This window comes from Olsenella porci (genome assembly GCF_009695875.1).
GTDB classification, from domain to species: domain Bacteria; phylum Actinomycetota; class Coriobacteriia; order Coriobacteriales; family Atopobiaceae; genus Olsenella_H; species Olsenella_H porci.
The window spans coordinates 462,049-488,141 of sequence record NZ_VUNC01000001.1 but is presented as its reverse complement, the minus strand read 5'-3'; the positions used below and the strand labels follow the sequence as shown (position 1 = coordinate 488,141).

The 26,093-nt window shown below is 66.0% G+C and carries 23 protein-coding genes and 1 riboswitch; of the genes, 2 read left to right on the top strand and 21 right to left on the bottom strand.

Translation table 11 applies throughout. The features are described from left to right. Nucleotides 1-120 precede the first annotated feature (120 nt). The gene (locus FYJ68_RS02165) at nt 121-1,323 is read right to left on the bottom strand and encodes a pyridoxal phosphate-dependent aminotransferase (protein ID WP_326832161.1); all 1,203 of its coding nucleotides are present in this window, start codon (nt 1,321-1,323) and stop codon (nt 121-123) included. Between the two features lie 387 nt (nt 1,324-1,710). Between FYJ68_RS02165 and FYJ68_RS02160 the strand changes: the two genes are divergently transcribed. Further along, complete coding sequence (locus FYJ68_RS02160) at nt 1,711-1,899, top strand: hypothetical protein (RefSeq protein ID WP_154433655.1); 189 nt, start codon at nt 1,711-1,713, stop codon at nt 1,897-1,899. A gap of 150 nt (nt 1,900-2,049) precedes the next feature. On the opposite strand, the gene FYJ68_RS02155 is transcribed toward FYJ68_RS02160, so the two are convergent. The 3 genes from FYJ68_RS02155 to FYJ68_RS02145 all read right to left on the bottom strand — a co-directional run bounded on the left by FYJ68_RS02155 (nt 2,050) and on the right by FYJ68_RS02145 (nt 6,032). Next, nucleotides 2,050-3,231 (bottom strand): phosphoribosylaminoimidazolecarboxamide formyltransferase, encoded by a 1,182-nt coding sequence (locus FYJ68_RS02155; RefSeq protein ID WP_154433654.1) that lies wholly within the window; start codon nt 3,229-3,231, stop codon nt 2,050-2,052. A 19-nt stretch (nt 3,232-3,250) separates the two neighbouring features. After that, nucleotides 3,251-3,883 (bottom strand): IMP cyclohydrolase, encoded by a 633-nt coding sequence (locus FYJ68_RS02150; protein ID WP_154433653.1) that lies wholly within the window; start codon nt 3,881-3,883, stop codon nt 3,251-3,253. 72 nt (nt 3,884-3,955) lie between these two features. Further along, nucleotides 3,956-4,043, bottom strand: a riboswitch (ZMP/ZTP riboswitch). A gap of 1,059 nt (nt 4,044-5,102) precedes the next feature. After that, complete coding sequence (locus tag FYJ68_RS02145; RefSeq protein ID WP_154433652.1) at nt 5,103-6,032, bottom strand: type III pantothenate kinase; 930 nt, start codon at nt 6,030-6,032, stop codon at nt 5,103-5,105. 171 nt (nt 6,033-6,203) lie between these two features. Between FYJ68_RS02145 and FYJ68_RS02140 the strand changes: the two genes are divergently transcribed. Next, nucleotides 6,204-7,901, top strand: a complete 1,698-nt coding sequence (locus tag FYJ68_RS02140) for an OPT/YSL family transporter (protein WP_154433651.1) — start codon at nt 6,204-6,206, stop codon at nt 7,899-7,901. 170 nt (nt 7,902-8,071) lie between these two features. On the opposite strand, the gene leuB is transcribed toward FYJ68_RS02140, so the two are convergent. The 17 genes from leuB to xylB all read right to left on the bottom strand — a co-directional run bounded on the left by leuB (nt 8,072) and on the right by xylB (nt 25,972). Further along, nucleotides 8,072-9,187, bottom strand: coding sequence for a 3-isopropylmalate dehydrogenase (gene leuB, locus FYJ68_RS02135; RefSeq protein WP_154433650.1), 1,116 nt, complete (start codon nt 9,185-9,187; stop codon nt 8,072-8,074). Nucleotides 9,188-9,189: 2 nt separating this feature from the next. Continuing rightward, nucleotides 9,190-9,699 carry a 3-isopropylmalate dehydratase small subunit gene (leuD, locus tag FYJ68_RS02130; RefSeq protein WP_154433649.1) on the bottom strand — a complete coding sequence of 170 codons (510 nt, stop codon included), beginning with the start codon at nt 9,697-9,699 and terminating at the stop codon, nt 9,190-9,192. 27 nt (nt 9,700-9,726) lie between these two features. Next, nucleotides 9,727-10,971 carry a 3-isopropylmalate dehydratase large subunit gene (gene leuC, locus FYJ68_RS02125; RefSeq protein ID WP_229771945.1) on the bottom strand — a complete coding sequence of 415 codons (1,245 nt, stop codon included), beginning with the start codon at nt 10,969-10,971 and terminating at the stop codon, nt 9,727-9,729. Nucleotides 10,972-11,049: 78 nt separating this feature from the next. Continuing rightward, the gene (locus FYJ68_RS02120) at nt 11,050-12,585 is read right to left on the bottom strand and encodes a 2-isopropylmalate synthase (RefSeq protein ID WP_154433647.1); all 1,536 of its coding nucleotides are present in this window, start codon (nt 12,583-12,585) and stop codon (nt 11,050-11,052) included. A 405-nt stretch (nt 12,586-12,990) separates the two neighbouring features. After that, complete coding sequence (locus FYJ68_RS02115) at nt 12,991-13,308, bottom strand: hypothetical protein (RefSeq protein ID WP_154433646.1); 318 nt, start codon at nt 13,306-13,308, stop codon at nt 12,991-12,993. A 196-nt stretch (nt 13,309-13,504) separates the two neighbouring features. Next, nucleotides 13,505-14,014, bottom strand: a complete 510-nt coding sequence (locus FYJ68_RS02110) for a PTS sugar transporter subunit IIA (protein WP_154433645.1) — start codon at nt 14,012-14,014, stop codon at nt 13,505-13,507. A gap of 8 nt (nt 14,015-14,022) precedes the next feature. Beyond that, nucleotides 14,023-15,081, bottom strand: coding sequence for a Gfo/Idh/MocA family protein (locus FYJ68_RS02105; RefSeq protein WP_195837679.1), 1,059 nt, complete (start codon nt 15,079-15,081; stop codon nt 14,023-14,025). Nucleotides 15,082-15,985: 904 nt separating this feature from the next. Then, nucleotides 15,986-16,312 (bottom strand): hypothetical protein, encoded by a 327-nt coding sequence (locus tag FYJ68_RS02100; RefSeq protein WP_154433643.1) that lies wholly within the window; start codon nt 16,310-16,312, stop codon nt 15,986-15,988. A 152-nt stretch (nt 16,313-16,464) separates the two neighbouring features. After that, nucleotides 16,465-17,259: a tryptophan synthase subunit alpha gene (gene trpA / locus FYJ68_RS02095; protein WP_154433642.1), complete on the bottom strand. Its 795-nt coding sequence runs from the start codon at nt 17,257-17,259 to the stop codon at nt 16,465-16,467. Next, nucleotides 17,252-18,382: a tryptophan synthase subunit beta gene (gene trpB, locus FYJ68_RS02090; RefSeq protein WP_229771944.1), complete on the bottom strand. Its 1,131-nt coding sequence runs from the start codon at nt 18,380-18,382 to the stop codon at nt 17,252-17,254. Before trpB ends, trpA begins: the two co-directional genes overlap by 8 nt. A 7-nt stretch (nt 18,383-18,389) precedes the next feature. Further along, nucleotides 18,390-19,109 (bottom strand): phosphoribosylanthranilate isomerase, encoded by a 720-nt coding sequence (locus FYJ68_RS02085; protein ID WP_154433640.1) that lies wholly within the window; start codon nt 19,107-19,109, stop codon nt 18,390-18,392. Beyond that, a complete protein-coding gene (gene trpC, locus FYJ68_RS02080) occupies nt 19,109-19,930 on the bottom strand; it encodes an indole-3-glycerol phosphate synthase TrpC (RefSeq protein WP_154433639.1) in 822 nt (273 codons plus the stop codon). Before trpC ends, FYJ68_RS02085 begins: the two co-directional genes overlap by 1 nt. Then, nucleotides 19,930-20,952, bottom strand: coding sequence for an anthranilate phosphoribosyltransferase (gene trpD, locus FYJ68_RS02075; RefSeq protein WP_154433638.1), 1,023 nt, complete (start codon nt 20,950-20,952; stop codon nt 19,930-19,932). The genes trpC and trpD overlap by 1 nt, the downstream gene beginning before the upstream one ends. A gap of 67 nt (nt 20,953-21,019) precedes the next feature. Beyond that, on the bottom strand, nt 21,020-21,613 hold the full coding sequence (locus FYJ68_RS02070) for an anthranilate synthase component II (RefSeq protein WP_154433637.1): 594 nt from the start codon (nt 21,611-21,613) through the stop codon (nt 21,020-21,022). Then, a complete protein-coding gene (locus tag FYJ68_RS02065; protein WP_154433636.1) occupies nt 21,610-23,127 on the bottom strand; it encodes an anthranilate synthase component I family protein in 1,518 nt (505 codons plus the stop codon). Before FYJ68_RS02065 ends, FYJ68_RS02070 begins: the two co-directional genes overlap by 4 nt. Nucleotides 23,128-23,578: 451 nt before the next feature. Continuing rightward, nucleotides 23,579-24,481 carry an NAD(+) diphosphatase gene (nudC, locus tag FYJ68_RS10425; RefSeq protein WP_326832160.1) on the bottom strand — a complete coding sequence of 301 codons (903 nt, stop codon included), beginning with the start codon at nt 24,479-24,481 and terminating at the stop codon, nt 23,579-23,581. Between the two features lie 15 nt (nt 24,482-24,496). Further along, nucleotides 24,497-25,972 carry a xylulokinase gene (gene xylB, locus FYJ68_RS02055; RefSeq protein ID WP_154433635.1) on the bottom strand — a complete coding sequence of 492 codons (1,476 nt, stop codon included), beginning with the start codon at nt 25,970-25,972 and terminating at the stop codon, nt 24,497-24,499. Nucleotides 25,973-26,093: the final 121 nt, after the last annotated feature.

Sequence of the window (26,093 nt, the reverse complement as noted above, 5' to 3'; positions counted from 1 at the left end):
GACGAGGCAGGGTCGCCCTTGCGACCCCATCCTTGGATGTTCGTACCCAACAAAAGGGGAGACACGCGCCCGTTCATCGGAAGTGCGCCGCTTGGACGGAATGCTCGGCCAGCGGGACACTTACCACTGGTAGCCACCATACGAGTCAAAGAGCCTCTTGAATGCCGGGAGCGAGGTGGAGAGGGTCTCGTCGCTGCACGCGTACGAAATCCTTGCCCAGCCTGAGCACCCGAAGTCGGTCGACTCGACCAGAAACAGGTGCTGCTCCGCCGCGGCACGCCTGCAGAAGCTGTGGTCGTCCTCCTCCAGGCACTTGAGCCACAGGTAGAACGCGCCCTGCGGCCGCACCACCTCGTAGCCAATTTCTTTAAGCCCCTCGTAGATGATCTTGCGCTTGCGCTCGTACTCTTCCACCGGCGCGGGCAGGTCCACGCAGCGCTCGATGACGCGGGTGAACAGGCTGTTGGTGATGGTATTGACCGCACGCTGCGCACCGAGGAGGGCATCGTACACCATGGAGTGGTTGGTGACCGTGGGCGGCACCAGCGCGTAACCCACGCGCTCGCCGGGGAGCGAGAGCGACTTGGACCACGAGTAGCACACGATGGTGTTCTCGTAGCAGTCAGCGACCCAGGGGTTCTGGGCGCCGTCGTAGCAGATCTCGCGATACGGCTCGTCGGACAGCAGGTAGATGGTCTTCTGGTAGCGCTTGGAGGCCTCGCGCAGGACGTCTCCCAGTGCGCGGAGGCTCTCCTCCGAATACACGGCGCCAGTGGGGTTGTTGGGCGTGTTCACGATCACCATGCGCGTGCAGGGGGTGATTGCCTTCTTGATTGCGTCGATGTCCAGCTGAAACGTCTCCGGCTCCGAAGGGACCTCGATGCACTTGCACTTCCAGGCCTGGATGTACATGCGGTACTCAGGGAAGTACGGGGTGATGACAATGATGTCCTCCCCCGCGGTCGTGAGCGCGCAGATGGTTGCCGTGATTGCTCCGGCACACCCCCCCGTCATCACCACGTCGCCCATGGAGTAGTTGGTGGAGAAGCGCTCGTTGAGGTTCTTGGCGACCGCCGCCCTGGTGGCTGGCCACCCGTTGTTGGGGGGATACCCGTGGAGGTCGATGGGGGCGTACTGGCCCAGGACCTCTCGTATTGTCTCGTTGACCTTGGGCGGCGCGGGAACGTACGGATTGCCGATCGAGAAGTCCCAGAAGTCGGTGCGTCCCTGCTCGCGCAGCGCGCAGGTCTCCTCGAAGACCGTCCTGATGGCGGACTTCCCCGCACCAAACTCGTACATCAGAGAATCGACACCGTCTGCCACCGCTCGCTCCTCTCGACGACGGAGGCCCCATCGCCTCTCGCACCGCCGATTCTCCGCCCGGACGGTTACGGGAGTGATTCGGGATGTTGTGCGGCGTGAAACGGGAGTGTGTGCATTTGTGTTTCGCGAACATCCATCTTCTGATGTGTGCGGATGCGTACATGCAGGGCAAACGCCGTCATGCGATGAGAATTCGCCTTAGTTGATGCATTTTATTTCCGTTTTAATCGTAATTTGGAATACAGGCAATTTTTGTTATCCTGTACCGGCCGCATTTGTAAGGCGTTTAGCTGGCAATATTCGGTGAGAAATCATATTGAAACATTACGCAGAAGTGGGTATATTACTCATTGAAATTAGTTGTCACGTGATGTGAGAGGAGCGCCTATGGTTACGTCTGCCGCCGTATCTAGTCCCCTGTTCGTCTGGAGTGTCTTCCTAGGGTTCGCACTCATGCTCGCCGCCTTCATCGGCGTCGTCGCACTCATCGTGGGCGTCGCTCACAAGGTGACCGGAAACCGCGGGCCGTCTGACAACATCATCACCTGCCCCACGGAGTTAAAGCCAAGGATGTAGCAGCCGCCCCAGGCGGCGCGTCCGTTCGTTGGGGGCATCACACACGAGGCCGGCCGTCAGGGATGACGACCGGCCTCGCTTTGTCTCTTGAGACGTGACTGCCAGCGGGATGGGATGGGAGAAAGAATCCCCACTCCTCTCCCCTACCCCTTAGTGGTGGAACAGCCTCATCCCCGTAAACGCCATGACCATGCCGTACTTGTCGGCGGTCTCGATCACGTTGTCGTCGCGGATGGAGCCACCCGGCTCGGCGATGTAGCTGACGCCAGACTTGTGCGCGCGCTCCACGTTGTCGCCAAAGGGGAAGAAGGCGTCGGAGCCCAGCGCCACGCCCATCTGGGTGGCGATCCAGGCCTTCTTCTCGTCCATGGTCAGAACCTCGGGACGCTCCTTGAACCACTTCTGCCACTCGCCGTCGCGCAGCACGTCGTCGTGCTCCTCCGAGATGTAGACGTCAATGGCGTTGTCACGGTTTGCGCGACGGATGCCGTCCACGAAGGGCAGCGAGAGCACCTTGGGATGCTGGCGAAGGAACCAGGTGTCGGCCTTGTTGCCGGCAAGCCTCGTGCAGTGGATGCGGCTCTGCTGGCCGGCGCCCACGCCGATGGTCTGGCCGCCCTTTGCGTAGGCGACGGAGTTGGACTGCGTGTACTTGAGGGCAATCAGCGCCACGATGAGGTCGCGCTTGGCGTCCTCCGGAAACACCTTGTTGCTGGTGACCACGTTCTGGAGCTGGTCCTCGTCGATCTTGTAGAAGTTGTGCCCCTGCTCAAAGGTGATGCCAAAGACGTCCTTGCACTCCTTCTCGGCGGGGACATAGGTGGGGTCGATCTTCACCACGTTGTAGCGGCCGCCCTTCTTGGCAGAGAGGATCTGCAGCGCCTCCGGGGTGAAGTCGGGAGCGATGATGCCGTCAGAGACCTCCCCCTTGAGGTAGCGGGCCACGTCGGCGTCGCAGGTGTCGGAGAGCGCGGCCCAGTCGCCGTAGGACGAGAGGCGGTCGGCGCCGCGAGCCCTGATGTAGGCGCAGGCGATGGGGCTGGGATCCTCAAGGTCGTCCTTCACGAAGTAGATCTGGCGGTCCACATCGGAGAGGGGCAGCCCCACCGCGGCCCCGGCGGGGCTCACGTGCTTGAAGGACGCCGCCGCGGGAAGGCCGGTCGCCTCCTTGAGCTCCTTCACCAGCTGCCAGGAGTTGAGCGCGTCCAGGAAGTTGATGTAGCCGGGCTTGCCGCTCAGGACCTCCACCGGCAGGTCCGACCCATCCTTCATGAAGATGCGCGCGGGCTTCTGATTGGGGTTGCAGCCATACTTGAGTTCGAGCGAGTTCATGCCAGTTCCTCTCCCTTGCCTAGTCGCCGAGGTTCTTGTTGTAGAGCTTCACCTTGCCCGCCACGTTGGCGTAGAGGCTCACCTTGTTGTCCTGGTTAAGGGCGGACCACACCTCGTCCGGATCGGGGACGGTCACCGGGATGGGCTCGCCGGCGAAGGAGGGAAGCGGGTTCCCGTCGCCCTGGTAGGTGCTGATGAAGTAGCCGCAGCCCTCGTCCGCGCCCTCGTATGCGAAGAACTCACGCAGGCAACGACCGTCCTGGCGCTTGAGGATGGAGAGCTCGAAGCTGCCGTCGGGGTGGATGATGGAGCTGATGCGGGGGGTGTAGTTGGGGGCGTCGGGCTCGTACACGCGCGCCATGCAACCATCGCGGAAGTCGCCGGCCTGCACGATGGTGTCGGTCTGGTCGCCATTGGTCACCACGAGGTCATCGCCCATGGTGCGAACGGGATGGTAGATGATGAGGCTGGGGTCCTCCAGCTTGCTGGGGTCGTGAGCCTGGGTCTGAATGCCGTCGTCCGTCGTGACAAACACACGGTTGCGGCTGTTGGAGCTGCGACCCATGATCCAGTAGTACACGCGCCCCGCGCCCACCACGATTCCGCGGCCCGGGTACGGGTTCTCCCTCAGTAGCTGTGCCAGGTCCTGCATGCGAGCTCCCTTCGAAGCGATCCTTCGCACCAAGGGAACGACGCCACACGTGGGCAGACGCTCCCTGCGGGTGCGACTTGCCCAGACGGTCGGCATGGTAGGTTACGTGCGCCGCTCCCCCGTGGTTGCCCACGATTCTCCGTCAGTCACAGCGCAGTTGGTCCACACGATTGTATCGTCCGGACACGCCAAGCTGGGGGAGAAGCGATATCGTCATAACGGGCGCGATGATTCCCCCTTGGCATCAAGCCCCGGTAGGGCTGCGGGAATGGGCTGACACGACAGTGAGAAAGCCCCTGCGCTCGATGGGAAAGACATACCTGTAGCTCGTCGAAGAGCACCTAAGAAGGAATTGGTAGGGATGGGAGACACGATAGCGGCTCCCCCTAGCAGCAAGTCGCTCGCATGTGCATAAGGACGAGCCCCCGTGGTCCCATCTGCAACCCGCTCCCCGGGGTTGCAAGCCGTGCCACCCATTGAAGGAAATCGACGGTCTGAGAATGGAGAGGGGCGTTCTCTCACCCAGCCGGCCCCTCCTCACGCGGTCCGTACTCCCCATCCCCTTCCTTGAGCGCTTGTCGGCCGGGGATGGCGCGAGGCTCCGGCCGAATCCCTTTCAGGCAAGCCGGTTGGCAAGAGACTCCAGAAGTGAACGCACATATCAGGCTCCCGCTGACAGAGGGCCCGACGCCTGGGGCGCAATCCCAGTTGGAACCCAATCAAGCCTTGGACCATGGCGGCAGGCTCCCGAAGTGAGTACTCATATCGGGAGTCTCTTGCCATTAGGCCCCTCAATCGGATCCGATTGGCAGCAACCTCCTGATGTGAGTGCTCGCGTCGGGAGGTTGCTGCCACGGGTCGGGGGGCTACCGCCTCGCGCAAGTCTCCCACCTGGGGGGATGCCGATGAGCCTAGCCCATGCGGACTCCCCTCCCGCGGGGAGGCACTCACATCGGGACTTAGCTGCCACAATTCGGACTTTGATGTTTAAGACGGGACCAACCTGAGAGTTGTGGGACCGGGGACGGTTCCGAGAGGGCGGTTGCGCCCCGCTCGGGTTAGCGGCATGGGACAGCCGCAAGCGGAGGCGTCTCTCCTCCCCTTCTTTGACCTCCGCTCTTTGGGACCTACCGCCCGAGAACATGCAGCGTTGCCGACGCCGTAGAGGTCTTGGTGAGAGGAGACAACCCCCGCTGCTTCTGGCTGGAGCAAAGCGACCTCAAGCCCTGCGCTGCCTCTGCCCGCCCCTTTCGACGTTGGAGAGGAACAGCTGGTGCAACCCGCGGAGGGTGAGGGTCTCGTCCACCCTGACCTCGTGCGCGAGGAGCGCTGCAAGCTGTCCGGCATGGTCTCCCGTGAGGACGACGGGAGCCACCTGCCCCAGCTCGGAGAACACCCGGTCGACCAGTCCGTCCACGCGAGCGACCTCTCCCAGCACGACGCCCGACTGCATCGCCTCGCGCGTGGAGCGGCCAATCGCACGCTCGGGCGCACGGAGCTCGATCACGGGGAGACGAGCCGCCGCGCGGCTGAGGGCAGTCGCGCCAAGCGCCAGCCCGGGAGCGATGATCCCTCCGTCAAAGGCCCCCGCTGCGTCAACGACCTCAACGTTCATGGTGGTCCCAAAGTCCACCACGACCACCGGCGACCCGTAGGACTCCCGGGCGGCGAGGACGTCCGCGATGCGATCCGGCCCCACCTCCGAGGGATCCTTGTAGCGCATGGGCAGTCCCGTGCGCAGGCCGGGGCCAACGAGCAGCGCCCGACCACCAGGGCACAGCGAGCGCAGGGCGTCCTCCCACGCGGCACTGAGGCTGGGGACAACGCATGAGAGGATCGCACCCATGGGGACGGGTCTTCCAGCCGAGTGGCCACGCGCCTCTCCCCCAGCAGGAGCAGGGAGGGTCGTGCCACCGGCGACATCGCCGAGGAGACAGGCGAGGGCCTGCTGCGCCTGTATGCGGGCCTCGTCGGGAGTAAGCCGCTGCGGGGTAGTAACCTCCCAGGTCCCCAGGGGCTCCGCGAGGGCGTCGGCACCCGCACCGAACAGGCCAAAGGACGTGCTGGTGTTCCCCACGTCCACGGCGAGCACCGCCGCGCCACCCGCGGACCGGACTTCTCCCTCTACCCCTCGGACCTCGTGCGCCATGCGTACCACTCCCTCTTGATGCCGTCGCTATACTGTACCAAGTCCGCCACCCATGTCCGGGGCGACGGGCATCCGGTAACCCGACTCCTCGGCAGAGCTGCCACCCCAACGCCACACGGCAACGGTGTCAGCAGGCCACAGGGGGAGCGGATATACGAACAGGAGAAACACATGGACAACGGTACCAACCGCACCCCTTGGCGCGGGCAGCTCACGCTGCGCGGGGTCATCATCGGCTGCGTGGGATGCGTGATCATCACGGCCTCGTCGGCCTACACCGCCCTGAGGCTGGGGGCGCTCCCCTGGCCCATCGTGTTTGCGGCGGTGGTCTCGCTCTTCTTCCTCAAGCTGCTGGGCAACGCCTCGCTCAACGAGGCGAACGTGACTCACACCATCATGTCCGCTGGCGCGATGGTGGCGGGTGGCCTTGCGTTCACGATCCCCGGCGCCTGGATGCTGGGATACGCCGACCAGGTGGGCTGGACCCAGATGCTCCTCGTGGCGCTGTGCGGCACGGTGCTCGGCCTGGCCTGCACGGCGGTCATCCACCGCCACTTCATCGTGGACTCCCAGCTGGAGTTCCCCATGGGCAATGCTGCGGCACAGACGCTGCGGGCGACGGAGGCCGGCGGCAGAACGGGCGCTCAGCTGTTTGGCTCCATGGGCATCGCGGGCGCCTACACCGTGTTGCGCGACGCCCTCGGCGTGCTCCCCACCATGCTCGCGTCGCTCCCCATCCCCGGCGTGACCTTTGGCATCTACAACTCGCCCATGATGCTCTCGGTGGGCTTTTTGGTGGGTGGCGCGGCGGTCGCCTGGTGGTTTGTCGGCGCGGCCTTTGCCAACTTTGGCCTGGTGGTCGCGGGCAGCGCCGCCGGGCTGTGGAGCGTCGAGGCCGCCCAGGGCATCGTCAAGAGCCTGGGCATGGGCCTGATGATGGGCGCGGGCATCGCCGTGGTGATTCGCGACATCCTCCCCGAGGCGGCGGGCATCCTGCGCGGCATGCGCGGGGGTGACGCCAGCGGAGACGGGCAGGAGTCTCTGGTTTCGGGCAGCGTGAGGCTGGATGCCGGCATCCTGGGGCTCGCGACCGCGTCCGTGGCGGTTCTCGCCTGCGTGGGCCTGGGGCTTGGCCCCGTCCCCGCCGTCGTGGTGGTGCTCCTCGCCTTTGTGACCACCGCCATGAGCGCACAGTCGTGCGGCCAGACCGGCATCGACCCCATGGAGATCTTTGGTCTGATCGTGATGCTCGTGGTCGCCGCGTTCTCGGGCCTCCCCCAGGTGAGGCTGTTCTACGTGGCGGGCATAGTCGCGGTTGCCTGCGGACTTGCGGGAGACGTGATGAACGACTTCAAGGCCGGCGCAATCCTGGGCACCGACCCCCGCGCGCAGTGGCTGGGCCAGGCCATCGGCGGCGTGCTGGGGGCGTTTGTGGCGGCGGCGGTCATGGTCGCACTCGTCTCGGCGTATGGCCCCGACGCCTTTGGCCCCGACAAGCAGTTCGTGGCTGCCCAGGCCTCGGTGGTCGCCACGATGGTTTCTGGCATCCCCAGCGTCCCCGCGTTCGTGATCGGCCTGGTGGCGGGCATCGCGCTCTACTACGCCAACCTCCCGTCCATGATGTTTGGCCTGGGCGTGTACCTGCCGTTCTACCTCTCGTTCACCGGGGCGCTGGGAGCACTTGCCAAGGTGGCTTACGACCGCGTCTGCGCTGCGCGTCGCAAGGACCTCTCGGCCAGCGAGAAGGAGGAGGCGCACGCGAAGTCCGACGAGAGCGGCCTGGTCGTTGCCTCCGGCCTGCTGGGCGGCGAGTCGGTGGTGGGCGTGATCATCGCCCTTGCCTCGGTGATTGCGGGACTCGCGGGCTAGCCACCGTACAACGAAAACGTACTTGGGGGGTCCGGGAGCCATATGCCCCGGACCCCCTTTGTGCGTGCATCCACCAGAGGGAACGGTGGGAGAGAAAGGTGACGCGCCGCCGCCGTGGGCCATCCCACCGGCAGCGGCGCGCGTCTCCCCCCTTGCGTTGGGGAATGTGCCTACCCCAGGTACTCCACGACCTTGTCGCCCATGGCGGAGGTTCCCAGCACGTGGTCGGCTGGAGTCGAGCCATCCGCGATGTCGCGCGTGCGCCAACCGTCGTCCAGCACGCGCTCAACGCCGTCCTGCACCCATGCCGCCTGCTCGTCCATCCCAAAGGCGTAGGTGAGCATCATGGCAACGGAGAGGATCTGCGCGAGCGGGTTTGCGATGCCCTGCCCCGCGATGTCGGGCGCGGAGCCCGCGCTGGGCTCGAAGAGCGAGACGCCGTCACCCAGCGACGCAGATGCGAGCATGCCAAGCGAGCCCGTGATCTGGGCCGCCTCGTCCGAGAGGATGTCACCGAACATGTTTTCGGTCACCACGACGTCGAAGTCGGCGGGACGGTTGATGAGCTGCATGGCGGTGTTGTCCACCAGAAGGTCCTCCAGCTCGATCTCGGGGAACTCCTCGTCGTGCACGCGGTGGACGACCTCGCGCCACAGGCGGGACGTCTCCAGGACGTTGCGCTTGTCAACGCTCGTGACCTTGTTGCGCCTCTTGCGCGCTGCCTGGAAGGCCTTGCGAGCGATGCGCTCGACCTCGTACTCGCGGTACTCGCAGGTGTCATAGGCACGCTGGCCGCGACCACCGTTGGAGCCGGCGCCCTCCTCGTCGTAGAAGCGCTCGCGTTTGCCAAAGTAGAGTCCGCCCGTGAGCTCGCGCACGATTACCAGGTCGACGCCCTTGATGACCTCGGGACGCAGGGTCGAGGCCCCCGCCAGCGCATCGTAGATCTTGACCGGGCGGAGGTTGGTGTACAGGCCCAGTCCCTTTCTGATCCCCAGCAGACCCTGCTCGGGACGGGGGGCGTTGGGATCGGTGGAGTCCCACTTGGGACCGCCCACGCTGGAGAGCAGAACGGCGTCGGATGCACGGGCTGCCTCCAGGGTCGCGTCGGGCAGCGGGCTGCCCGTGGCATCGATCGCTGCGCCGCCGATGAGCGCGTCGGTGCAGGTGAACGTCACGCCAGCCCTCTTGCCCACCGCCTGGAGGACCTTCTTGCCCTCTGCGATGATCTCGGGGCCAATGCCGTCGCCTGGAAGCGTGCAGATGCGGTACGTCTTGGATGCCATGCCTACTCTCCCTTGGCCTCGCGGGCGAGGCGTGCCTTGGTGCGGGCCACGAGCCCGCCCTCGCTGATGATCTCTTGGATGAACGGCGGGAACGGCTGGGCCGAGAAGGTCTGGCCGGTGGTCTCGTCGCGAATGGTGCCGGTGTCGGCGTCGACCTCGACCACATCGCCGTCAGAGATGGCGTCGCAGGCCTCGGGGCACTCCATGATGGGGAGGCCGATGTTGATGGCGTTGCGGTAGAAGATGCGCGCGAAGCTCTTGGCGATGACCACCGAGACGCCCGCCGCCTTGATCGCCACGGGGGCGTGCTCGCGCGAGCTGCCACAGCCAAAGTTCTGGTCCGCGACGATGATGTCACCCGGCTTGACCCGCTTGACGAAGGTGGTGTCCAGGTCCTCCAGGCAGTGCTTGGCGAGCTCCGCCGGGTCGGAGGTGTTGAGGTAGCGCGCGGGGATGATGACGTCGGTGTCGATGTCCCTCCCGTAGCGGAAGACGGTTCCCTTGAACTGCATTGAGTATCTCCTTTGCTCGGGCGGGGACTACAGGTCGGACGGGAGCGCGATGTGACCGGCGACGGCGGACGCCGCGGCGACTGCGGGGCTGGCCAGATACACCTCGCTCGTGGGGTCGCCCATGCGCCCGACGAAGTTCCTGTTGGTGGACGAGACGCACCTCTCCCCCGCGGCGAGGATGCCCATGTAGCCTCCCAGGCAGGGACCACAGGTGGGGGTGGAGACCACGCAGTGGGCGTTGATGAACACGTCCATGAGGCCCTCGTGCACGCACTGGAGCCACACGCCCTGGGTGGCGGGAATCACGATGCAGCGGACGTTGGGGTCGACCGTGCGACCGCGCAGGACGTCGGCGGCGGCGCGCATGTCCTCGATGCGGCCGTTGGTGCACGACCCGATGACCGCCTGATCGATCTTGATGTGGCGGCTCTCCGCAACGGGATGCGTGTTGCTGGGCAGGTGGGGCCAAGCGACGGTGGGGACGATGTCGGCCGCGTCGATCTTGATGACCTGCTTGTACTGGGCGTCGGGGTCGCTGTGGTACTCGGTCCAGGGACGCTCGGTCCTGCCCTCGAGCCACTTGCGGGCAACGTCGTCCACCTCGAACAGGCCGGCCTTGCCGCCGGCCTCGATCGCCATGTTGGCGATGGTGAGCCTGCCCTCGACGCTCAGGTTGGCGATGGTGGAGCCGGTGAACTCCATGGCGCAGTACAGCGCGCCGTCCACGCCGATCTGGCCGATGACGTAGAGGATGATGTCCTTTGCGCTCGCGCCCGCGGGAAGCTCCCCGTCCACCTGGATGCGGATGGTCTCGGGGACCTTGAACCAGGCGCGACCCGTCGCCATGCCCACGCCGGCGTCCGTTGAGCCAACTCCGGTGGAGAAGGCGCCGATGCCGCCGTAGGTGCAGGTGTGGGAGTCGGCGCCAATCACCAGGTCGCCCGGGCCCACCACGCCGAGCTCGGGGAGAAGGGCGTGCTCGATGCCCATGCAGCCCTGCTCGTAGTAGTGGGTGATGCCCATCTCGTGCGCGAAGTCACGCGTGACCTTGGTCTGCTCGGCGCTCTTGATGTCCTTGTTAGGGCTGTAGTGGTCGGGCACGAGGAAGATACTCGTGGGGTCCCACACCCCCGCCCCGATCTCGCGCACCGTCTTGATGGCGATGGGGGCGGTGATGTCGTTTGCCAGGACGCCGTCCAGGTCGCACTCCACCAGCTGACCGGGAACGACCTCGTCCAGCCCGGCGTGCGCGGCAAGCATCTTCTCGGCCATGGTCATGGCTCGTGTCATGTAGGTCCCTCTCTCTTGGTGTTGGCTCCGCCCGGCGGCGGCCCTGCGGGTGTCTTACGCCTACTTACCCGCCTTGGAGCGGGCGGTCGAGATCATGCGGTTGATGGCGTTGACGTATGCCTTGGCGCTGGAGACCACGATGTCGGTGTCGGAGCCGCGGCCGGTGTAGACCTTGCCGTCCTCTGCGGAGATGCGCACCGTGACCTCGCCGATGGCGTCGATGCCGCGCGTGATGGACTTTACCGAGAACTCCTGGAGGTCGCAGCTGGTGGAGACGACCTGGTCGATCGCCTTGTAGGCGGCATCCACGGGGCCGGTCCCGGTGACGGCGACCACGTGCTTCTCGCCTGCCTCGTCGGAGATGGTGACCGTGGCGGTGGGCACCGCCGCATCGCCGCAGACGACCTGGATGGCGTCGAGGGTGTAGACCGAGGTCACGCTGCGCTGCCGCTCCTGCACGATGGACTCCAGGTCCTCGTCGTAGACCTCCTTCTTCTGGTCGGCGACCTCGAGGAAGCGCTGGTAGATCTCGTCGTACTCCTTGTCGGAGAAGGTGTAGCCCAGCTCGGCGAGGCGGTGCTTGAGGGCCGCGTGGCCGCTGCGGGCGGACAGCACGATCTCGGACCCGGCGGCGCCCACGTCGGCGGGGTCGATGATCTCGTAGGTGTCGCGGGCCTTGAGCACGCCGTCCTGGTGGATGCCGGAGCTGTGCGCAAAGGCGTTGGCGCCCACGATGGCCTTGTTGGCCTGGACCTGCATGCCGGTGATGCTGCTCACCAGGTGGCTGGCGCGGGTGAGCTCCGTGGTCACGACGTCGGTGTGCGCGTCGAGCTCGTCGCCGTGCATCCTGATGGCCATGACCACCTCCTCCAGCGCCGTGTTGCCGGCCCTCTCGCCCAGGCCGTTGATGGTGCACTCCACCTGGCGCGCGCCGTTCTTGACGCCCGCCAGGGCGAGGGCGGTCGCCATGCCCAGGTCGTTGTGGGTGTGGACCGAGATCTTGACGTTCTCGATGCCAATGACGTTGTCGGCCAGGCCCTTGATGCGGCGGCCGAAGTCGTCGGGCATCTGGTAGCCCGTGGTGTCGGGGATGTTGACCACGGTGGCGCCTGCGTTGACCACGGCCTGGATCACACGCTCCAGGAACTTCTGGTCGGCACGGCCGGCGTCCTCCGCGTAGAACTCGACGTCGTCCACGTACTGCTTTGCGTACTTGACGCAGTGGATGGCACGCTCCACGCACTCGTCCTCGGTGATGCGGAGCTTCTCGCGCAGGTGCTGGGGAGAGACGCCGAGTCCCGTGTGGATGCGGGGGCGCTTGGCGGTCTTGAGCGCCTCGGCGGCGCGGTCGATGTCCTTGTCGACGGCACGGGTGAGGCCTACCACCACGGCGTCGTCACCTGCCATGCGACCGATCTCCTGCACGGAGCGGAAGTCGCCGGGGCTGGAGATGGGGAAGCCGGCCTCGATGACGTCAACGTGCATGCGCAGCAGCTCCTGCGCGATGACGAGCTTCTCCTCGGTGTTCATGGAGGCTCCGGGCGACTGCTCGCCGTCACGAAGCGTGGTGTCGAAGATGTCGATCTTGCGGGTCATGATCTTTGCTCCTTGCCATCTTGGGCCAATGGACGTGTGTGGCACGGCGTCTGGTGGCGCCGCCAAGGAGCTCGCATGCAAAGGGGTGGGGAGGTCGATAGAGAGAACCGTAGGGACGGGCGTGCGGCGCACTGCCGCCGCCTTGGCATGGGCCGATAGGGCCTACGCTAGGGGGAGCCCCGCTAGGGGCGAGGTAAGCTCGAGCGCAGCGAGAAGAAGGGCGCACCCCATGGTGCGACCGGCATTCCCCAAAACTGCGACCTCTGCCCTGTGCATGAGAGACTCCTCGTATGCTTGCGCGCTCCCCACGAGCGCGGCTTGGTGGTTAGTTTGACACCCCCTGAGGAGAGAGGATGTCCCGGTTTCCCAGACCGTAACAATGGGCGCCGAGGCGTCACGTAGTCGTCACGCGCGCGACTTCCCCAGGCGCTGCCGCGAGTTGCGCTCCAGCGCAATCGAGCCGGCGGCAATCACCCCCACGAGAGCAAGCAGGAGGAGTGCCAGGGGAACCTCGCCCATCAGGTCGAGACGTTCCACCACGAGCGAGGCAAGGGACAGCGCGACGGCTACGGACGGGGCCACAAGGCAGGTGATGGCGTCGGCACGCTCCAGCAACGCCCGGGAAGCCCGACGCCTCCCCCGTGGCGCAGAGTCGTTCGCGTCCACCCTGAAGGATGCCTCCGCACCCGCCGTCATGCCGACTCCCAGCCCTGCCGTCTCCATGCGACCCCCCATCCTCGTCTCCGCTCGTTCTTGCAAGACAAGCGTAGGGCGGGGGCGTCCACGCAGGGGCAGCGCGCCGTAAGGATGGGGTAAGGGTCGATGGGAGGAGGGTTGGAGGGGCAAGGGGAATGCCACGCGTAGTCCGGCGACGATGCGCTCCCGGCAAAGGAGTTCCAGGGGAGAGAGGTGCCGTCCCCTACGCCCCAACGCGCGCCACGGGGGTGCCGGCGTCCACGTGCCCGTCGAGGAGCATGTGCACCCCGCCGAGGTCGGCGGAGTTGGGGACCGAGACGATCACCACGTCGTCGAACCCCGCCCAAGCGATGAGGTCACGCGAGAAGGTGAGAAGCGCCTGGCCCGCCTTGACGCGCTGTCCCGGGCGGACGAGCACCTCGAAGCCACGGCCGCCCATCTCGACGGTGTCCACCCCCACGTGCACCAGGACCTCGACGCCACCGTCACCGGTGATGTCGACCGCATGGAAGTTGGGGGCGCCAGCCACCGAGACGGTGCCAGAGACGGGCGAGAGCACGACCTCGTCCTCTGGCCTCACGGCAAAGCCCTCCCCCATCGCGCCCGTGGAGAAGACCGGGTCATCCACCTGGGAGAGGGACACGAGAGGGCCGGAGACCGGCGAGAGGAGCTGCGCGCCGGATGGCTCGCCCTTCTCTCCCCCATGCCCTCGAAGCCTTCCCAAGAGTCCCATGTGCCCCCCTAGCGGGCGTCGTCTGCGGGAAAGCGAATCCCCGCCTGGCGGCGTGCCTCGTCCATGACCGCAAGGGACCCCACGGTGACCCGCTCGCAGAAGGCGACCCTGCCCAGGGCGTCGACGTCACCGTTGATTGCGTCGACGAACGTCGCGACCTCGCAGGTCATGTCGTTGTCGGGCATGTTGGCGGGAATGACCTCGGCCTTGCCACCGGCGGCACTGTACACCATGCCCTTGTCCTCGTAGGGAACGAACCTGAGGTCGGCTGGGCAGTTGGTCTGCTCCCACATGAGCGTCCCCGCATCTCCTGCCACCTGTGCGCCGTAGAAGTCGTTGGCTACCTTGCTGTAATTGAGGTCGACGATGGCGCGGGGGTAGCTCAGGACCACGCTCCCCGCAAGGTCGATCTTGGCGCCCGAGGGCTCCGGCTCCCAGGGGAGCGGGATGGTGAGCAGGCTCGCGCTCACGCGCTCGGGGCGCCCGAACAGCGCGATTGCAGGCTCGACGGCGTAGACGCCGATGTCCATGAGGCCGCCCTCGGAGAGCGCGGGATCAAACTGGTTAACGTGCTCGCCCGCCCTGAGCTTGGCGATGCGCGAGGTGACCTTGCCATACCGGAAGGTCGCCTGGCTCACCCTGCCCACGCGGGCGAGGTTTGCCGCCACGTTATGGAAGCCCGGAGTGTGAAGGTTACGCATAGCCTCCATGCATACGACCCCCGACTCGTGGGCGCGCGCGAACGCCTCGGTCGCCTCGCGCTCGTTTGACGCGAAGGCCTTCTCGACCAGGACGTGCTTGCCCCCTTGGGCGAGAAGCGACGCCTGCCTTGCGTGTGCCCCGTTGGGAGAAGCCACGTAGACGGCGTCGACCTGGTCCGACGCTGCAAGTGCATTCAGGTCGTCGAACGCGAGGGTTGCCCCGCGAGACTCGCCGAACTCCTTGGCACGGGAGAGGTCGCGCGAGTACGCCGCAACGTAGCGCGTGCCAGGAACCTCCGCCAGCGCGGCGACAAACCGCTCGGTGATGGCACTGGTACCAATGGTCGCAAACCTGACGTCTGTCATGCTGTCTCCCGTCTCTGGCGATGCTTCTTTCTCAGGGGGATTATCCCGCATTCCTCCCCTACGGACACTCCCGGCGGAAACCGGGCAACGAGAGGCCATGTGACTGCACCGGGTGAGAAACGCGGATGGCTATCTTGTCCTTTCCTGCATGGTCCCAATGGGGTGCTTAGTGACGCTAGCCCTCATGGGGGATAGGACGGCACAAATCAGCATGAGGGCTAGGGGAGTTAAACGCGCTGATGCCAATCTTGGAGCGCACGGTTCGCGTGACAAGCATACATTCGCAGAATAACTCATAGAAGGGGACCATGGCACGCGGAGACAACGCACCGGCACACCCCTTGCGGGGCACGCCCTATTCTTAGCCTATTGACATCCTGACGTGGCAAACGTGGCCTGTGGCCCGAGCGCTGTACGTGGGACCCGCACGCATTTCAGCCCCCTAGCACGGCGGCTTCGCGGACGTTTTACCATCATAGTTTATTACTTGATGTTTTGACGGCAGTGCAGCGACCCACGGGGTTACTTCGGTGGCAGCCAGAGCCCGATATGTGCACTCACTTCGGGAGTTCGCTGCCAAGCGAGCCCTTCGCAATCGTGTCCCATCTGCGGTGGAGAGCCCTCAAAAGGGGACTACAGCGACCCTCCGCGCGCGGGGGGATGCTGGGTAAGACGCACACTAACTCGAAAACACCGCCGCCAGCGTCTGTATGGCAGGTGATGCCGATGACCAGGAACGGAACAGACCCTTCCTCGAGGGCAACCAACCCCGCGAGGGTGAATTGCCCTCTCCCCTTCTTTGGCCTTGAGGGGTCGCAACGCGACAGCCAACCGGGCGGACGGCTTGGCATCAGCCCAAATGCCGGCAACGAGGGTCGCCGGCACGCTCGGCGCCACAGGACCCCTATGCCACCCCGTTGCCCTCCCGGGCGAACAGAGCCCTGTGGCGCAGAATCGGGACCACCAGGATCAGAGCGACGACGACCAAGCTAAAGCAGAGCAGGAAGAGCGTCCAAGCGCACTCCTCGCCCACCCCCATCACGATGCAGGCAAGGCTCACCAGGTAAGTCGCCACGACGACGATGGGGAGGCCGACCTCCCACAGCCAGGAGGCCACCGCGGAAGCCGCGGAGGAACGTCCCTCTCCCCTAGCGGCGCCAATCCCCGCACGCCCGTCGCGCGGACGGCTTCCAGAGATGCCCGAACGATTGGAAAGAGCGATGGTAGTCATGGTTGCCACCCCCATGGGAAGACTCTGACCAGCTACCATCTAGTTTGTATCCGCGCAGTTAATGGGGGAAATACGCGACGGTAATGAATCTGTAAGCCGTCGCGGCGGCAGGGGAGGCCCACACGCCCGCCCCCCGCCGCCACGCGAGTTGCCTACGCGGAGTGGACCGCCTCCGCCATCGAGCGCACGTAATTCTCGACGTAGGGGACGCACCCCTCGCCATGCTCCGCGACGATGCGGACGATTGCCGAGCCCACAATGGCACCGTCCGAGACCGCCGCCATCCGCGCCGCCTGCTCGGGCGTACTGATGCCAAAACCAACCGCAACGGGGATGCTCGAGGCCTCGCGCACGAGCTCAACCATGCCGGCGATGTCCGTCGTGATCTTGGAGCGAACGCCCGTGACGCCGAGCGAGCTCACGCAGTACACGAACCCCTTCGCCTCCCGCGCGATGCTGCGGACGCGCTCGTGCGAGGTGGGGGCGATGAGACTCACGAGCTCCAGGCCCTCCGCAGCCAGGGGCTCGGAGAACTCCGCCTTCTCCTCAAAGGGGACGTCCGGGAGGATGACGCCCTGGACCCCCGCCTTGGCGGCGTTTGCGGCAAAGCGCTCGGTGTCGTAGCCAAAGACCACGTTGGCGTAGGTCATGAACACCAGGGGCACGGTGAGGCCCCTGTCGCGCACGCGCTCGACCATCGCAAGGATGGAGTCGGTGGTGACGCCACCCGAGAGCGCGCGGATGTTGGCCTCCTGGATGACGGGACCCTCGGCCGTGGGGTCGCTGAACGGTATGCCCAGCTCGATGAGGTCGGCACCCGCCCGCTGCATGGCGAGAAGCGCCTCCTCGGTGACGTCGAGCGAGGGATCCCCACAGGTGATGAATGGCACAAATGCCTTCTTGCGGCTCCCGTCCGCCGCCGTGAATGCGTCCTTGATGCTAGTCATGGAGGTCCTCTCCCCTGTAGCGGGCGATGGCCGCCACGTCCTTGTCGCCACGCCCGGACAGCGTGACGATGATGATCTGGTCCTTGTCCATGGTCGGTGCGAGCTTCATGGCATACGCCACGGCGTGCGCGCTCTCGATTGCGGGGATGACGCCCTCCTGCCTGGACAGGTACTCGAAGGCGTCCACCGCCTCGTCGTCGGTGATGCCCACGTACTCGGCGCGACCCGTGTCGTGCAGCATGGCGTGCTCGGGACCGACGCCCGGGTAGTCGAGGCCTGCGCTGATGGAGTAGACGGGAGCGATCTGGCCGTACTCGTCCTGGCAGAAGTAGCTCTTCATGCCATGGAAGATGCCCACGCGACCGGTCTCGATGGTCGCCGCGGTCTCCTTGGTGTCGATCCCCCGACCGGCCGCCTCGCATCCGATGAGACGAACGCCCTCGTCGGGAATGAAGTGGTAGAAGCTGCCCATGGCGTTGGAGCCACCGCCCACGCAGGCGATGACCGCATCTGGGAGCCTGCCCTCCGCCTCGAGGATCTGCGCGCGGGCCTCGCGGCTGATCACGGCCTGGAAGTCACGGACGATCATGGGGAACGGGTGCGGACCCATGGTAGAGCCAATGAGGTAGTGGGTGTCGTCGATGCGGCTCGTCCACTCGCGCATGGCCTCGGACACCGCGTCCTTGAGGGTGCCGGTGCCGGACGACACGCCACGCACCTCGGCGCCCAGCAGACGCATGCGGTACACGTTGAGCGCCTGGCGCTCCATGTCCTTCACGCCCATGTACACCACGCACTCCATGCCGAGAAGCGCCGCCACGGTGGCGGTTGCCACGCCATGCTGGCCGGCGCCCGTCTCGGCGATCAGGCGAGTCTTGCCCATGTACTTGGCGAGAAGCGCCTGGCCAAGAGCGTTGTTGATCTTGTGGGCGCCAGTGTGGTTGAGGTCCTCTCGCTTGAGGTACACCTTGGCGCCACCCAGGTCCCTCGTCATGTTCTTTGCGAAGTAGAGCAGGGAGGGACGGTTTGCGTAGTTGTTGAGCAGGTCGGTGAGCTCGGCGTTGAACGTAGGATCGTCCTTGTACCGGTCGTAGGCTTCCTCGAGCTCGATCACGGCGTTCATGAGGGTCTCAGGAATGTACTGCCCCCCGTGAATCCCGAACCGACCCCGAGAGGTCGCGGAGTTGCTCATCTCTTCCCCTAACTGCGGCCACGGCCGCTCGCATCTTCCCGGGGTCCTTGAGCCGGTCGGTCTCGATGCCCGAGCTCATGTCCACGCCCCAGGGGTGGAACCTGTCTATTGCCTCACCCACGTTCTGCGGGTCGAGGCCCCCCGCCAGGATGAAGGGCCGCTCGACGCCCTGGATGAGGGACCAGTCGAAGGCCTTTCCCGAGCCGGCGCCACCGTCCAGGAGGACGATGTCGGCCTTTGACTCGTTCGCGCGACGCACATCGTCGGGCGTGCGGACGCGGATTGCCTGGCAGATGGGTATGTCAACGAGCTCGCGGAGAAACACGATGTAGGGGTTTCCCTCGTTGCCGTGCAGCTGGACCATGTCCAGCACCGTGTCGGCCAGCTCGGAGACCAGTCCGAGCGGCTCGTCCACGAAGACCCCCACCGCGGGGACTCGGGGATCGAGCCTGTCGACCAGCTGCTGGAGCCGGTCGCGGTCGACGTGCCTGTGCGAGCTCGGGTAGTCCACGATGAAGCCACAGAGGTCCGGGAGCACCTCGTTCACCACGTCTATGTCCTGCTCGCGGAACATCCCGCAAAGCTTGACGTGCGTACGCTCGCTCCCCTCGTCCAGGAGCTCTCGCATCCTGACGGTGGACATGCGACGGTTGTTCATCACGGAACCTCTCCCCTCAGCTCGGCAAGTGCGGCTGACTTGTCATTCTGGCGCATGAGGGTCTCTCCCACGAGCACCGCATCGACGCCCGCATCATATAGGCGGCGAATGTCATTGGCATCCCTCACGCCGCTCTCCGAGACGAAGAGGCGCTCGGGCCCAACGAGCGGGCGAAGGAGGATGCTGTTGCCAAAGTCGACCTTGAAGGTGCGGAGGTCACGGTTGTTGACGCCCACCACGCGCGCACCGGCCGCGATGGCCCGGGGAACCTCCTCCGGGGCATAGGCCTCCACCAGCGCGGAGAGCCCCAGCTCGTGGGCGAGCGAGACGTAGTGCGCCAGCTGCTCGTCGGTGAGGATGGAGCAGATGAGGAGAACCGCATGCGCGCCAAGGACCTTGGCCTGGTAGACCATGTACTCGTCCACCACAAAGTCCTTGCGCAGGACCGGGATCGAGACGGTGTCCGCGATGGCGGAGAGGTACTCGTCCCTCCCCTGGAACCAGAACGGCTCGGTGAGGCAGCTTATCGCAGCCGCGCCCGCCGCCTCGTACTCGCGGGCGATGGCGACGGGGTCAAAGTCTTCCGCGATGACCCCCTTGGAGGGGGACGCCTTCTTGCACTCGCAGATGAACGACATGCCGGGTGCCCAGAGCGCGCGCTCAAACGGGAAGCGGAACGAGCCGCCGCTCTCGAGCTCCTTCTCGGCGAGGCCGCGCGCCTCACCGGCAACCTGGTCGAGGGGCCTCTCCTCCCGCTCGTGGGCGATGCGCTCGCGGGTTCGCTCCGCGATGGTCTGGAGGATGTTCCCGTGCTCCCCCATCAGCGGTTGCTCTCTTCCACGAACGCGTCCAGCGTGCGGAGCGCGGAACCGTCGTCCACCGAAACGCCCGCCTTGGCAACACCCTCGGCGATGGAGTCGGCAATGCCGCTCACGTACAGGGCGGCACCTGCGTTGAGGACGGCCGCGTCGCGCTTGGGGCCGCGGTCCTCGCCAGAGAGGATCGAGCGCACGGTAGCGGCGTTCTCCTCGGGGGTGCCGCCGAGCAGCTCCTGCTTTACACAGCGAGCGAGGCCAAAGTCCTCGGGTGCGATGGTCAGGGTGCGATAGTAGCCGTCACGCAGCTCGCAGGCGCTCGTGGGGGCGGAGAGCGAGATCTCGTCCATGCGATCCTGTCCATAGACCACGAGCGCACGCCTCACCCCAAGGTTGGAGAGAACCTTTGCGATGGGCTCCACGAGGTACTCGTCGTACACGCCCAGGAGGAAGTAGGCGGGCTTGGCCGGGTTGGTGAGCGGCCCCAGGATGTTGAAGACGGTGCGAATGCCCAGCTCCTTGCGGATGGAGCCAACGTAACGCATGGCGCTGTGATACCTCTGGGCAAAGAGGAACGCCATGCCGCAGGAATCGAGCTCGGAGCGGACCTTGTCCGGATCCTGGTCGAGGTTGACGCCCAGCGCCTCCAGGCAGTCCGCGGTGCCGCACTTGGAGCTTGCCGCGCGGTTGCCGTGCTTGGTAACCTTGGCACCCGCCCCGGCGCAGATGAGCGCCGCGGTGGTGGAGATGTTGAAGGTGTTGGAGCGGTCCCCGCCCGTGCCCACGATCTCGAGCGTGTCGACGCCCGGGTGCTCGACCGGCGTCGCCAGCTCCCGCATGGCGGCGGCGCAACCCGAGATCTCGTCGATCGTCTCGGCCTTGGTCGACTTGGTGGAGAGCGCCGCGAGGAACGCCGCGTTCTGGGTGGGGCTGGTCTCGCCGCTCATGATCTCGCGCATGGTGGCGTAGGCCTCGTCGTAGGTGAGGTCCTCCTTGGACACGATCTTCTCGATTGCTTCCCTGATCATCCTGATGTCTCCCTGTCACTTGAGAACTGACTGTTTCTGCCCTGCGCCTCGTGCCGATGCTGCAACCCTACAAGTCACCCGAGCGCCATCGGTCCACCACGTCGAGGAAGTTCCTCGCCATGGCCGGACCCTCCGCCGTCATGACCGACTCGGGGTGGAACTGGACCCCAAAGGTCGGTGCCTCGACGTGCTGGACGGCCATGACCTCTCCGTCGTCCGTGGTCGCAGTCACGCGCAGGCATGCAGGCATGGACGCCGCATCGGCAGCGAGCGAGTGATAGCGAGCCACGGTGGTGGGTGAGTCGATGCCGCGGAACAGCTCGCAATCCCGATCAAGCGTCACCTTCGACGCCTTGCCATGCATGATCGCCGAGGCATACGTGACCACGCCACCAAACGCCTCCACGATTGCCTGGTGGCCCAGGCACACTCCCAGGATGGGAACCGTACCGGTGAGGGTGCGAACCACGCCCTCGCAGATGCCCGCGTCAGAGGGACGGCCGGGCCCCGGCGAGAGCACCACCGCGTCGGGCGAGAGGCCCTTGAGCTCCTCCACCGTGAGCTCGTCGTTGCGCACTACGCGGATGTCCGGATCGATGGAGCCCAGGAGCTGGTACAGGTTGTAGGAGAAGCTGTCATAGTTGTCGATGAGGCAGATCATCGGTCGATGCCCCCCTCCGAGGCCTCGATGGCGCGAACCACCGCGCGAGCCTTGTTGCGGCACTCCTCAAACTCGTGCTCGGGAACGCTGTCCGCGACGACGCCCGCGCCGGACTGAACGCAGACCTCCCCGTCCTTCTTGTATGCCAGGCGGATGCCGATGCAGGTGTCCAGGTTGCCGGCAAAGTCCAGGTAGCCGATGGCTCCCCCGTAGATGCCGCGCTTGTAGCCCTCCAGGTCGCGGATGATCTGGCAGGCGCGGAGCTTGGGAGCGCCCGAGAGGGTGCCCGCGGGGAGGATGGAGTCGACGGCGTCCACCGCGTCCTTGTCCTGGGCGATGCAGGCGCTCACCGTGGATCCGATGTGCATCACATGGGAGAAGCGCAGGATCTTGTGGAACTCGTCCACGTGGACGCTCCCCAGCTCCGCCACGCGCCCGAGGTCGTTTCTCCCCAGGTCGACGAGCATGTTGTGCTCCGCGAGCTCCTTCTCGTCCGAGAGGAGGTCGCGCTCCAGGCGCTCGTCCTCCTCGGGCGTCGCGCCACGCGGGCGCGTGCCGGCGAGCGGGTAGGTGAACAGGCGCCCGTCGGTAAGACGCGCCAGGGTCTCGGGGCTCGCACCCGCCAGCTCCAGGTCATCGCTCGTGAAGTAGAACATGTACGGACTGGGGTTCTCGGCCCTGAGCAGGCGATAGGCGTCAAAGAGGCTGCCCGTAGCCGATGCCGTGACGGGGTCGCTCAGCACCACCTGGAAGATGTCGCCCTCGTGGATGTGATGTTGCGCGGTGCGAACCATCTCGCAGTAGCGCTTGCGCGAGAAGCGGGGCTCGAGCGGCTCCGCGAGCTTGAGCGGCTCGAACTTGGCCGGCTCCCCATGGCGCAGGATGTCCTCCATGCGGTCCAGGCGTCCCTCCGCCTCGCGGTAGCCCCGCTCGAGTTCGCCCCGGGTGGGGACGCCCGTCACCAGCACCACGCGCTGGCGGTACGAGTCGAAGGCGATCACGTCGTCAAAGAGCATGAGGTCCATGTCGAGGAAGTCCGCGTGGCCCATATCGCCGCCGCGCAGCGTCGGTTCGCTGTACTTGAGGTAGTCGTAGGAGAAGTACCCCACCAAGCCGCCACAGAACGGCGGGAACCCGTCGAGCTGGGGGCTGCGATGCGCCGCCAGCACCTCGCGCAGGAAGGCGCCCGGGTGATCGACGTGGCTGGTCTCGACCTCTGGAGCCGTCCCCTCTCCCCCGCCCATGGCCGGCCTGCCGAGGTTCCTGCGGACCTTCAGCTCACCGTCCAGGCAGGTGACCTCCATGCTGGGGTCAAGGCCCAGGAACGAGAAGCGCCCGGAGCGCTCGTCGGGCTCGGCGCTCTCGAGCATGAACACGTGATGGCTCGCCCCGCGAAGGCGCCGGACCGCCTCGATCGTGGTGAAGCCGTCCGAGAGGATCTCGCGGCGGACGGGGATCCTCTCGTACTCCCCCCTCTCCGCGATCCGACGGACCTCCTCAAGCGATGGGTACATGCTCACCTCCCGCTTTCCTCGAGAACGGAAGGGACCCGCCCCCGACGTCGTCTACAGATGCAGATTCGTCAAGGACGGGTCCCTGGGACTCGCGGTGCCACCTTGGTTCGTGGGATGTGCCCACGCGCTTTGCAAGACGCTGTCACGTCTCTGGCAACTGACGTATGCCCTCACGTCGCAGCCTACTCGGCAGGAGCATTTGCCCCTTCCTTTGGGTGCGCCCTCGGCGGCCCAATCAACGCCCCGCATCTCGTCCTGGATCTCAGCACCCCAGAATCTCTGTGCGCGCGTGTGGCGTCTACCTTCCGCTTCTTAGGTTTGGTCGTGCGTATTCGGTTGAGACGTACTCTAGCGCCCACCCCTCGGCGATGGAGAAACAGTTCACAGTCAGGCAACAATGCGCCCCGGGGCCGTCACAGACCCTCGGGAAATCTGAAGGGGCACCCGCCGCCTAGGCATCCCCGCGAGCGAAGGCGCAGATCATCTCGTTGGTGAGGCTCGACGTGTCGGGGAGGCTCAGAGGGAGGTCCGAGCGATCAAACCAGCGGCCAAGCTTGAGCTCGTGACGGTCGAGGGTGATGTGGGAGTCCCCCTCGACGTCACAGAAGTAGCCGCTCAGGACAGTCTGGGTGAACGGCCAGGGCTGGCTCTTGTAGTAGCGGAGGTTGCCCACGCGCAGGCCGACCTCCTCCATGACCTCACGCCGGACGCAGTCCTCCATGCTCTCGCCCACCTCAACGAAGCCGGCCACGAGGGCGTAGTTCTTGTACTCTCGCCCGGCGTACTTGGTGAGGACGATCCTGTCGCCGTCGGTGACACCCACGATCACCGCCGGACTGATGCGCGGGTACACCACGTTGGAGCAGTGCGGGCAGGCGAGCTCGCGGCTGGTTGCCACGTGCTGGAGTGGGGTGCCGCACACGCCGCAGAACCGGTTGTGGCGGTACCAGTCCCACAGGTGGTAGCCGGTGATTGCGGCAAAGGCCATCCACCGCGGCTCAAGGTAGCGGAACTCGCGGATGGGAGCAAAGGAGAAGCCCGCGGGCACCGGGACCTCCAGGCCGTCCGGCTCGCCGGGATCTGGGGCGATCGGGACGGGCGCCCCCTCTCCCATGCCCCCCGCCACACGGCAGTCGGCGAGGAAGAACTCGCTGTCCCCGATTGCAAACAGGTATCGCGCATGGAGCTCGGCGGCGCTGGCGCCCCAGTCGGACAGCCGGGGCAGCTCGAGCCCGCCGTCGCGCACCGCATACAGGGCAAGCCCCTGGTGGTACGCGAGGACGAAGCTCCTCCCTGTGGGCGAGTCGGTGCGATAGGTCCGGTCGAAGCGATGGTCCCCTATGTCTTGGATCACGTGCGACGCTCTCCTCTACAGGATCTCCTGGAACACGCCCCGCAGGGCGGGATAGATGCGGCGCCAGGTATCATAGCGCCCATTGTAGAGGGAGACCACCTCACGGTTTGGCTCCACGGTCCCCTTGGTGTGGACAAGGGCCCTCGCGCACTGCGCCACGTCCCCGTAGGCCCCACAACACACGCTGGCGAGCATCGCCGCCCCCATCGCCGGCGCCTGCTCGGTCTGCGTGATGCGCAGGGGAATCCCCAGGACGTCGGAGATGATGGAGAGCCACAGGCGGCTCCTCGCGCCGCCTCCGCAGATGGTGGACGAAGAGACGTCCAGCTCCTCCTCGCGGGCGATGCAGGCGCAGTCACGCAGCGCGAAGGCGACGCCCTCAAGCACCGCCTGCGTGAGGTCGGCACGCGTGCTCGTGGCGCGCATCCCCACGAAGGCCCCGCGGGCGCGCGGGTCGTTGTGCGGGGTCCTCTCGCCCATGAGGTACGGGAGGAAGAACACGTCGTTCTGCCCAAGCGCCGCGAGCGAGATGGCGCCCTGCTCCGCGGTGTAGTCCTCCGTCTGGAGCACGTTGCCCATCCACCACTCGTTGCAGCCGGCTGCCGTGAGGATGCAGCCCATGAGGTTCCAGCCGCCCTCTGCGTTGCAGAAGCAGTGCAACTTGTTGTCCTTGTCCTCATGGTAGCTGGCCATGTTCATGAGGATGGTCCCGGCGGTCCCCAGGACGATGTTGCAGCTGCCCTCACCCACGGCGCCCGCGCCAACGGCGGCGGAGGCGTTGTCCCCCGCGCCGGCACACACCCTCACCGTCCTGGGCAGGCCCAGGCGGTCGGCGACCTCGGGAAGCAGGGTGCCAACCTCCTCCCAGCTCTCGCACAGGCGCGGCATCTTGGCACGCCACAGGCCGCACAGACCCAGCATGTGCTTGCTCCAGCAGCGGTTGCGGACATCCAGGAGCAGCGTCCCGGACGCGTCCGAGTAGTCCGTGACGTACTCGCCCGTAAGACGGAAGGTGATGTAGTCCTTGGGGAGCATGATCTTGCGGATGGCCGAGAAGTGCTCGGGCTCCTCCTCGCGGAGCCACAGCAGCTTGGGGGCAGTAAAGCCCACGTAGGCGACGTTGCCGGTGTAGCGGGCGATTGCCTCCCGCCCGATGTCCCTGTTGAGGCACCCCACCTGGTAGCGGCTGCGGCTGTCGTTCCACAGGATGGCGGGACGGATCACGCGGTCCCGAGCGTCCAACGTGACAAGCCCGTGCATCTGTCCGCAACACCCGATGCCGGCGACCTGGCTTGCGTCCACGCCCTCCAGGAGCTCGGGAATGCCGTTGCACACGGCGTCCCACCAGTCGTCCGGATTCTGCTCGCTCCACCCCGGCTGCGGCATCGCGGTGGAATAGCGTCTGCTCACCACCGAGCGGACCCCACCACCCTCGTCCATCAGCAGCAGCTTGGTCGCAGACGTCCCAACGTCAATCCCGATGAAATACATGACAGCGCCACCTTCCGGTCTTTCCCAGGCGAGAAGGCCCCCGCCGTTTCCGGCGCCCCCAGAGGCACCCTGCCATTCTAGGCATGGAACAGCCCGCCACGCCCGGGGCTTTCGGCGGCGT

Coding starts and splice junctions, on each gene's coding strand:
- FYJ68_RS02155 (WP_154433654.1), bottom strand. CDS start 3,231: ATGAACTCGCTCGAACTCAAGTATGGCTGCAACCCCAATCAGAAGCCC.
- FYJ68_RS02120 (WP_154433647.1), bottom strand. CDS start 12,585: ATGACCCGCAAGATCGACATCTTCGACACCACGCTTCGTGACGGCGAG.
- FYJ68_RS02150 (WP_154433653.1), bottom strand. CDS start 3,883: ATGCAGGACCTGGCACAGCTACTGAGGGAGAACCCGTACCCGGGCCGC.
- FYJ68_RS02105 (WP_195837679.1), bottom strand. CDS start 15,081: ATGACAGACGTCAGGTTTGCGACCATTGGTACCAGTGCCATCACCGAG.
- FYJ68_RS02100 (WP_154433643.1), bottom strand. CDS start 16,312: ATGACTACCATCGCTCTTTCCAATCGTTCGGGCATCTCTGGAAGCCGT.
- leuC (WP_229771945.1), bottom strand. CDS start 10,971: ATGGCCGAGAAGATGCTTGCCGCGCACGCCGGGCTGGACGAGGTCGTT.
- FYJ68_RS02065 (WP_154433636.1), bottom strand. CDS start 23,127: ATGTACCCATCGCTTGAGGAGGTCCGTCGGATCGCGGAGAGGGGGGAG.
- FYJ68_RS02140 (WP_154433651.1), top strand. CDS start 6,204: ATGGACAACGGTACCAACCGCACCCCTTGGCGCGGGCAGCTCACGCTG.
- FYJ68_RS02145 (WP_154433652.1), bottom strand. CDS start 6,032: ATGGCGCACGAGGTCCGAGGGGTAGAGGGAGAAGTCCGGTCCGCGGGT.
- leuD (WP_154433649.1), bottom strand. CDS start 9,699: ATGCAGTTCAAGGGAACCGTCTTCCGCTACGGGAGGGACATCGACACC.
- trpB (WP_229771944.1), bottom strand. CDS start 18,382: ATGAACGCCGTGATCGAGCTCGAGGAAGCCTACGACCGGTACAAGGAC.
- trpA (WP_154433642.1), bottom strand. CDS start 17,259: ATGACTAGCATCAAGGACGCATTCACGGCGGCGGACGGGAGCCGCAAG.
- leuB (WP_154433650.1), bottom strand. CDS start 9,187: ATGGCATCCAAGACGTACCGCATCTGCACGCTTCCAGGCGACGGCATT.
- FYJ68_RS02070 (WP_154433637.1), bottom strand. CDS start 21,613: ATGATCTGCCTCATCGACAACTATGACAGCTTCTCCTACAACCTGTAC.
- trpD (WP_154433638.1), bottom strand. CDS start 20,952: ATGATCAGGGAAGCAATCGAGAAGATCGTGTCCAAGGAGGACCTCACC.
- FYJ68_RS02160 (WP_154433655.1), top strand. CDS start 1,711: ATGGTTACGTCTGCCGCCGTATCTAGTCCCCTGTTCGTCTGGAGTGTC.
- trpC (WP_154433639.1), bottom strand. CDS start 19,930: ATGGGGGAGCACGGGAACATCCTCCAGACCATCGCGGAGCGAACCCGC.
- FYJ68_RS02115 (WP_154433646.1), bottom strand. CDS start 13,308: ATGGAGACGGCAGGGCTGGGAGTCGGCATGACGGCGGGTGCGGAGGCA.
- FYJ68_RS02110 (WP_154433645.1), bottom strand. CDS start 14,014: ATGGGACTCTTGGGAAGGCTTCGAGGGCATGGGGGAGAGAAGGGCGAG.
- FYJ68_RS02085 (WP_154433640.1), bottom strand. CDS start 19,109: ATGAACAACCGTCGCATGTCCACCGTCAGGATGCGAGAGCTCCTGGAC.
- xylB (WP_154433635.1), bottom strand. CDS start 25,972: ATGTATTTCATCGGGATTGACGTTGGGACGTCTGCGACCAAGCTGCTG.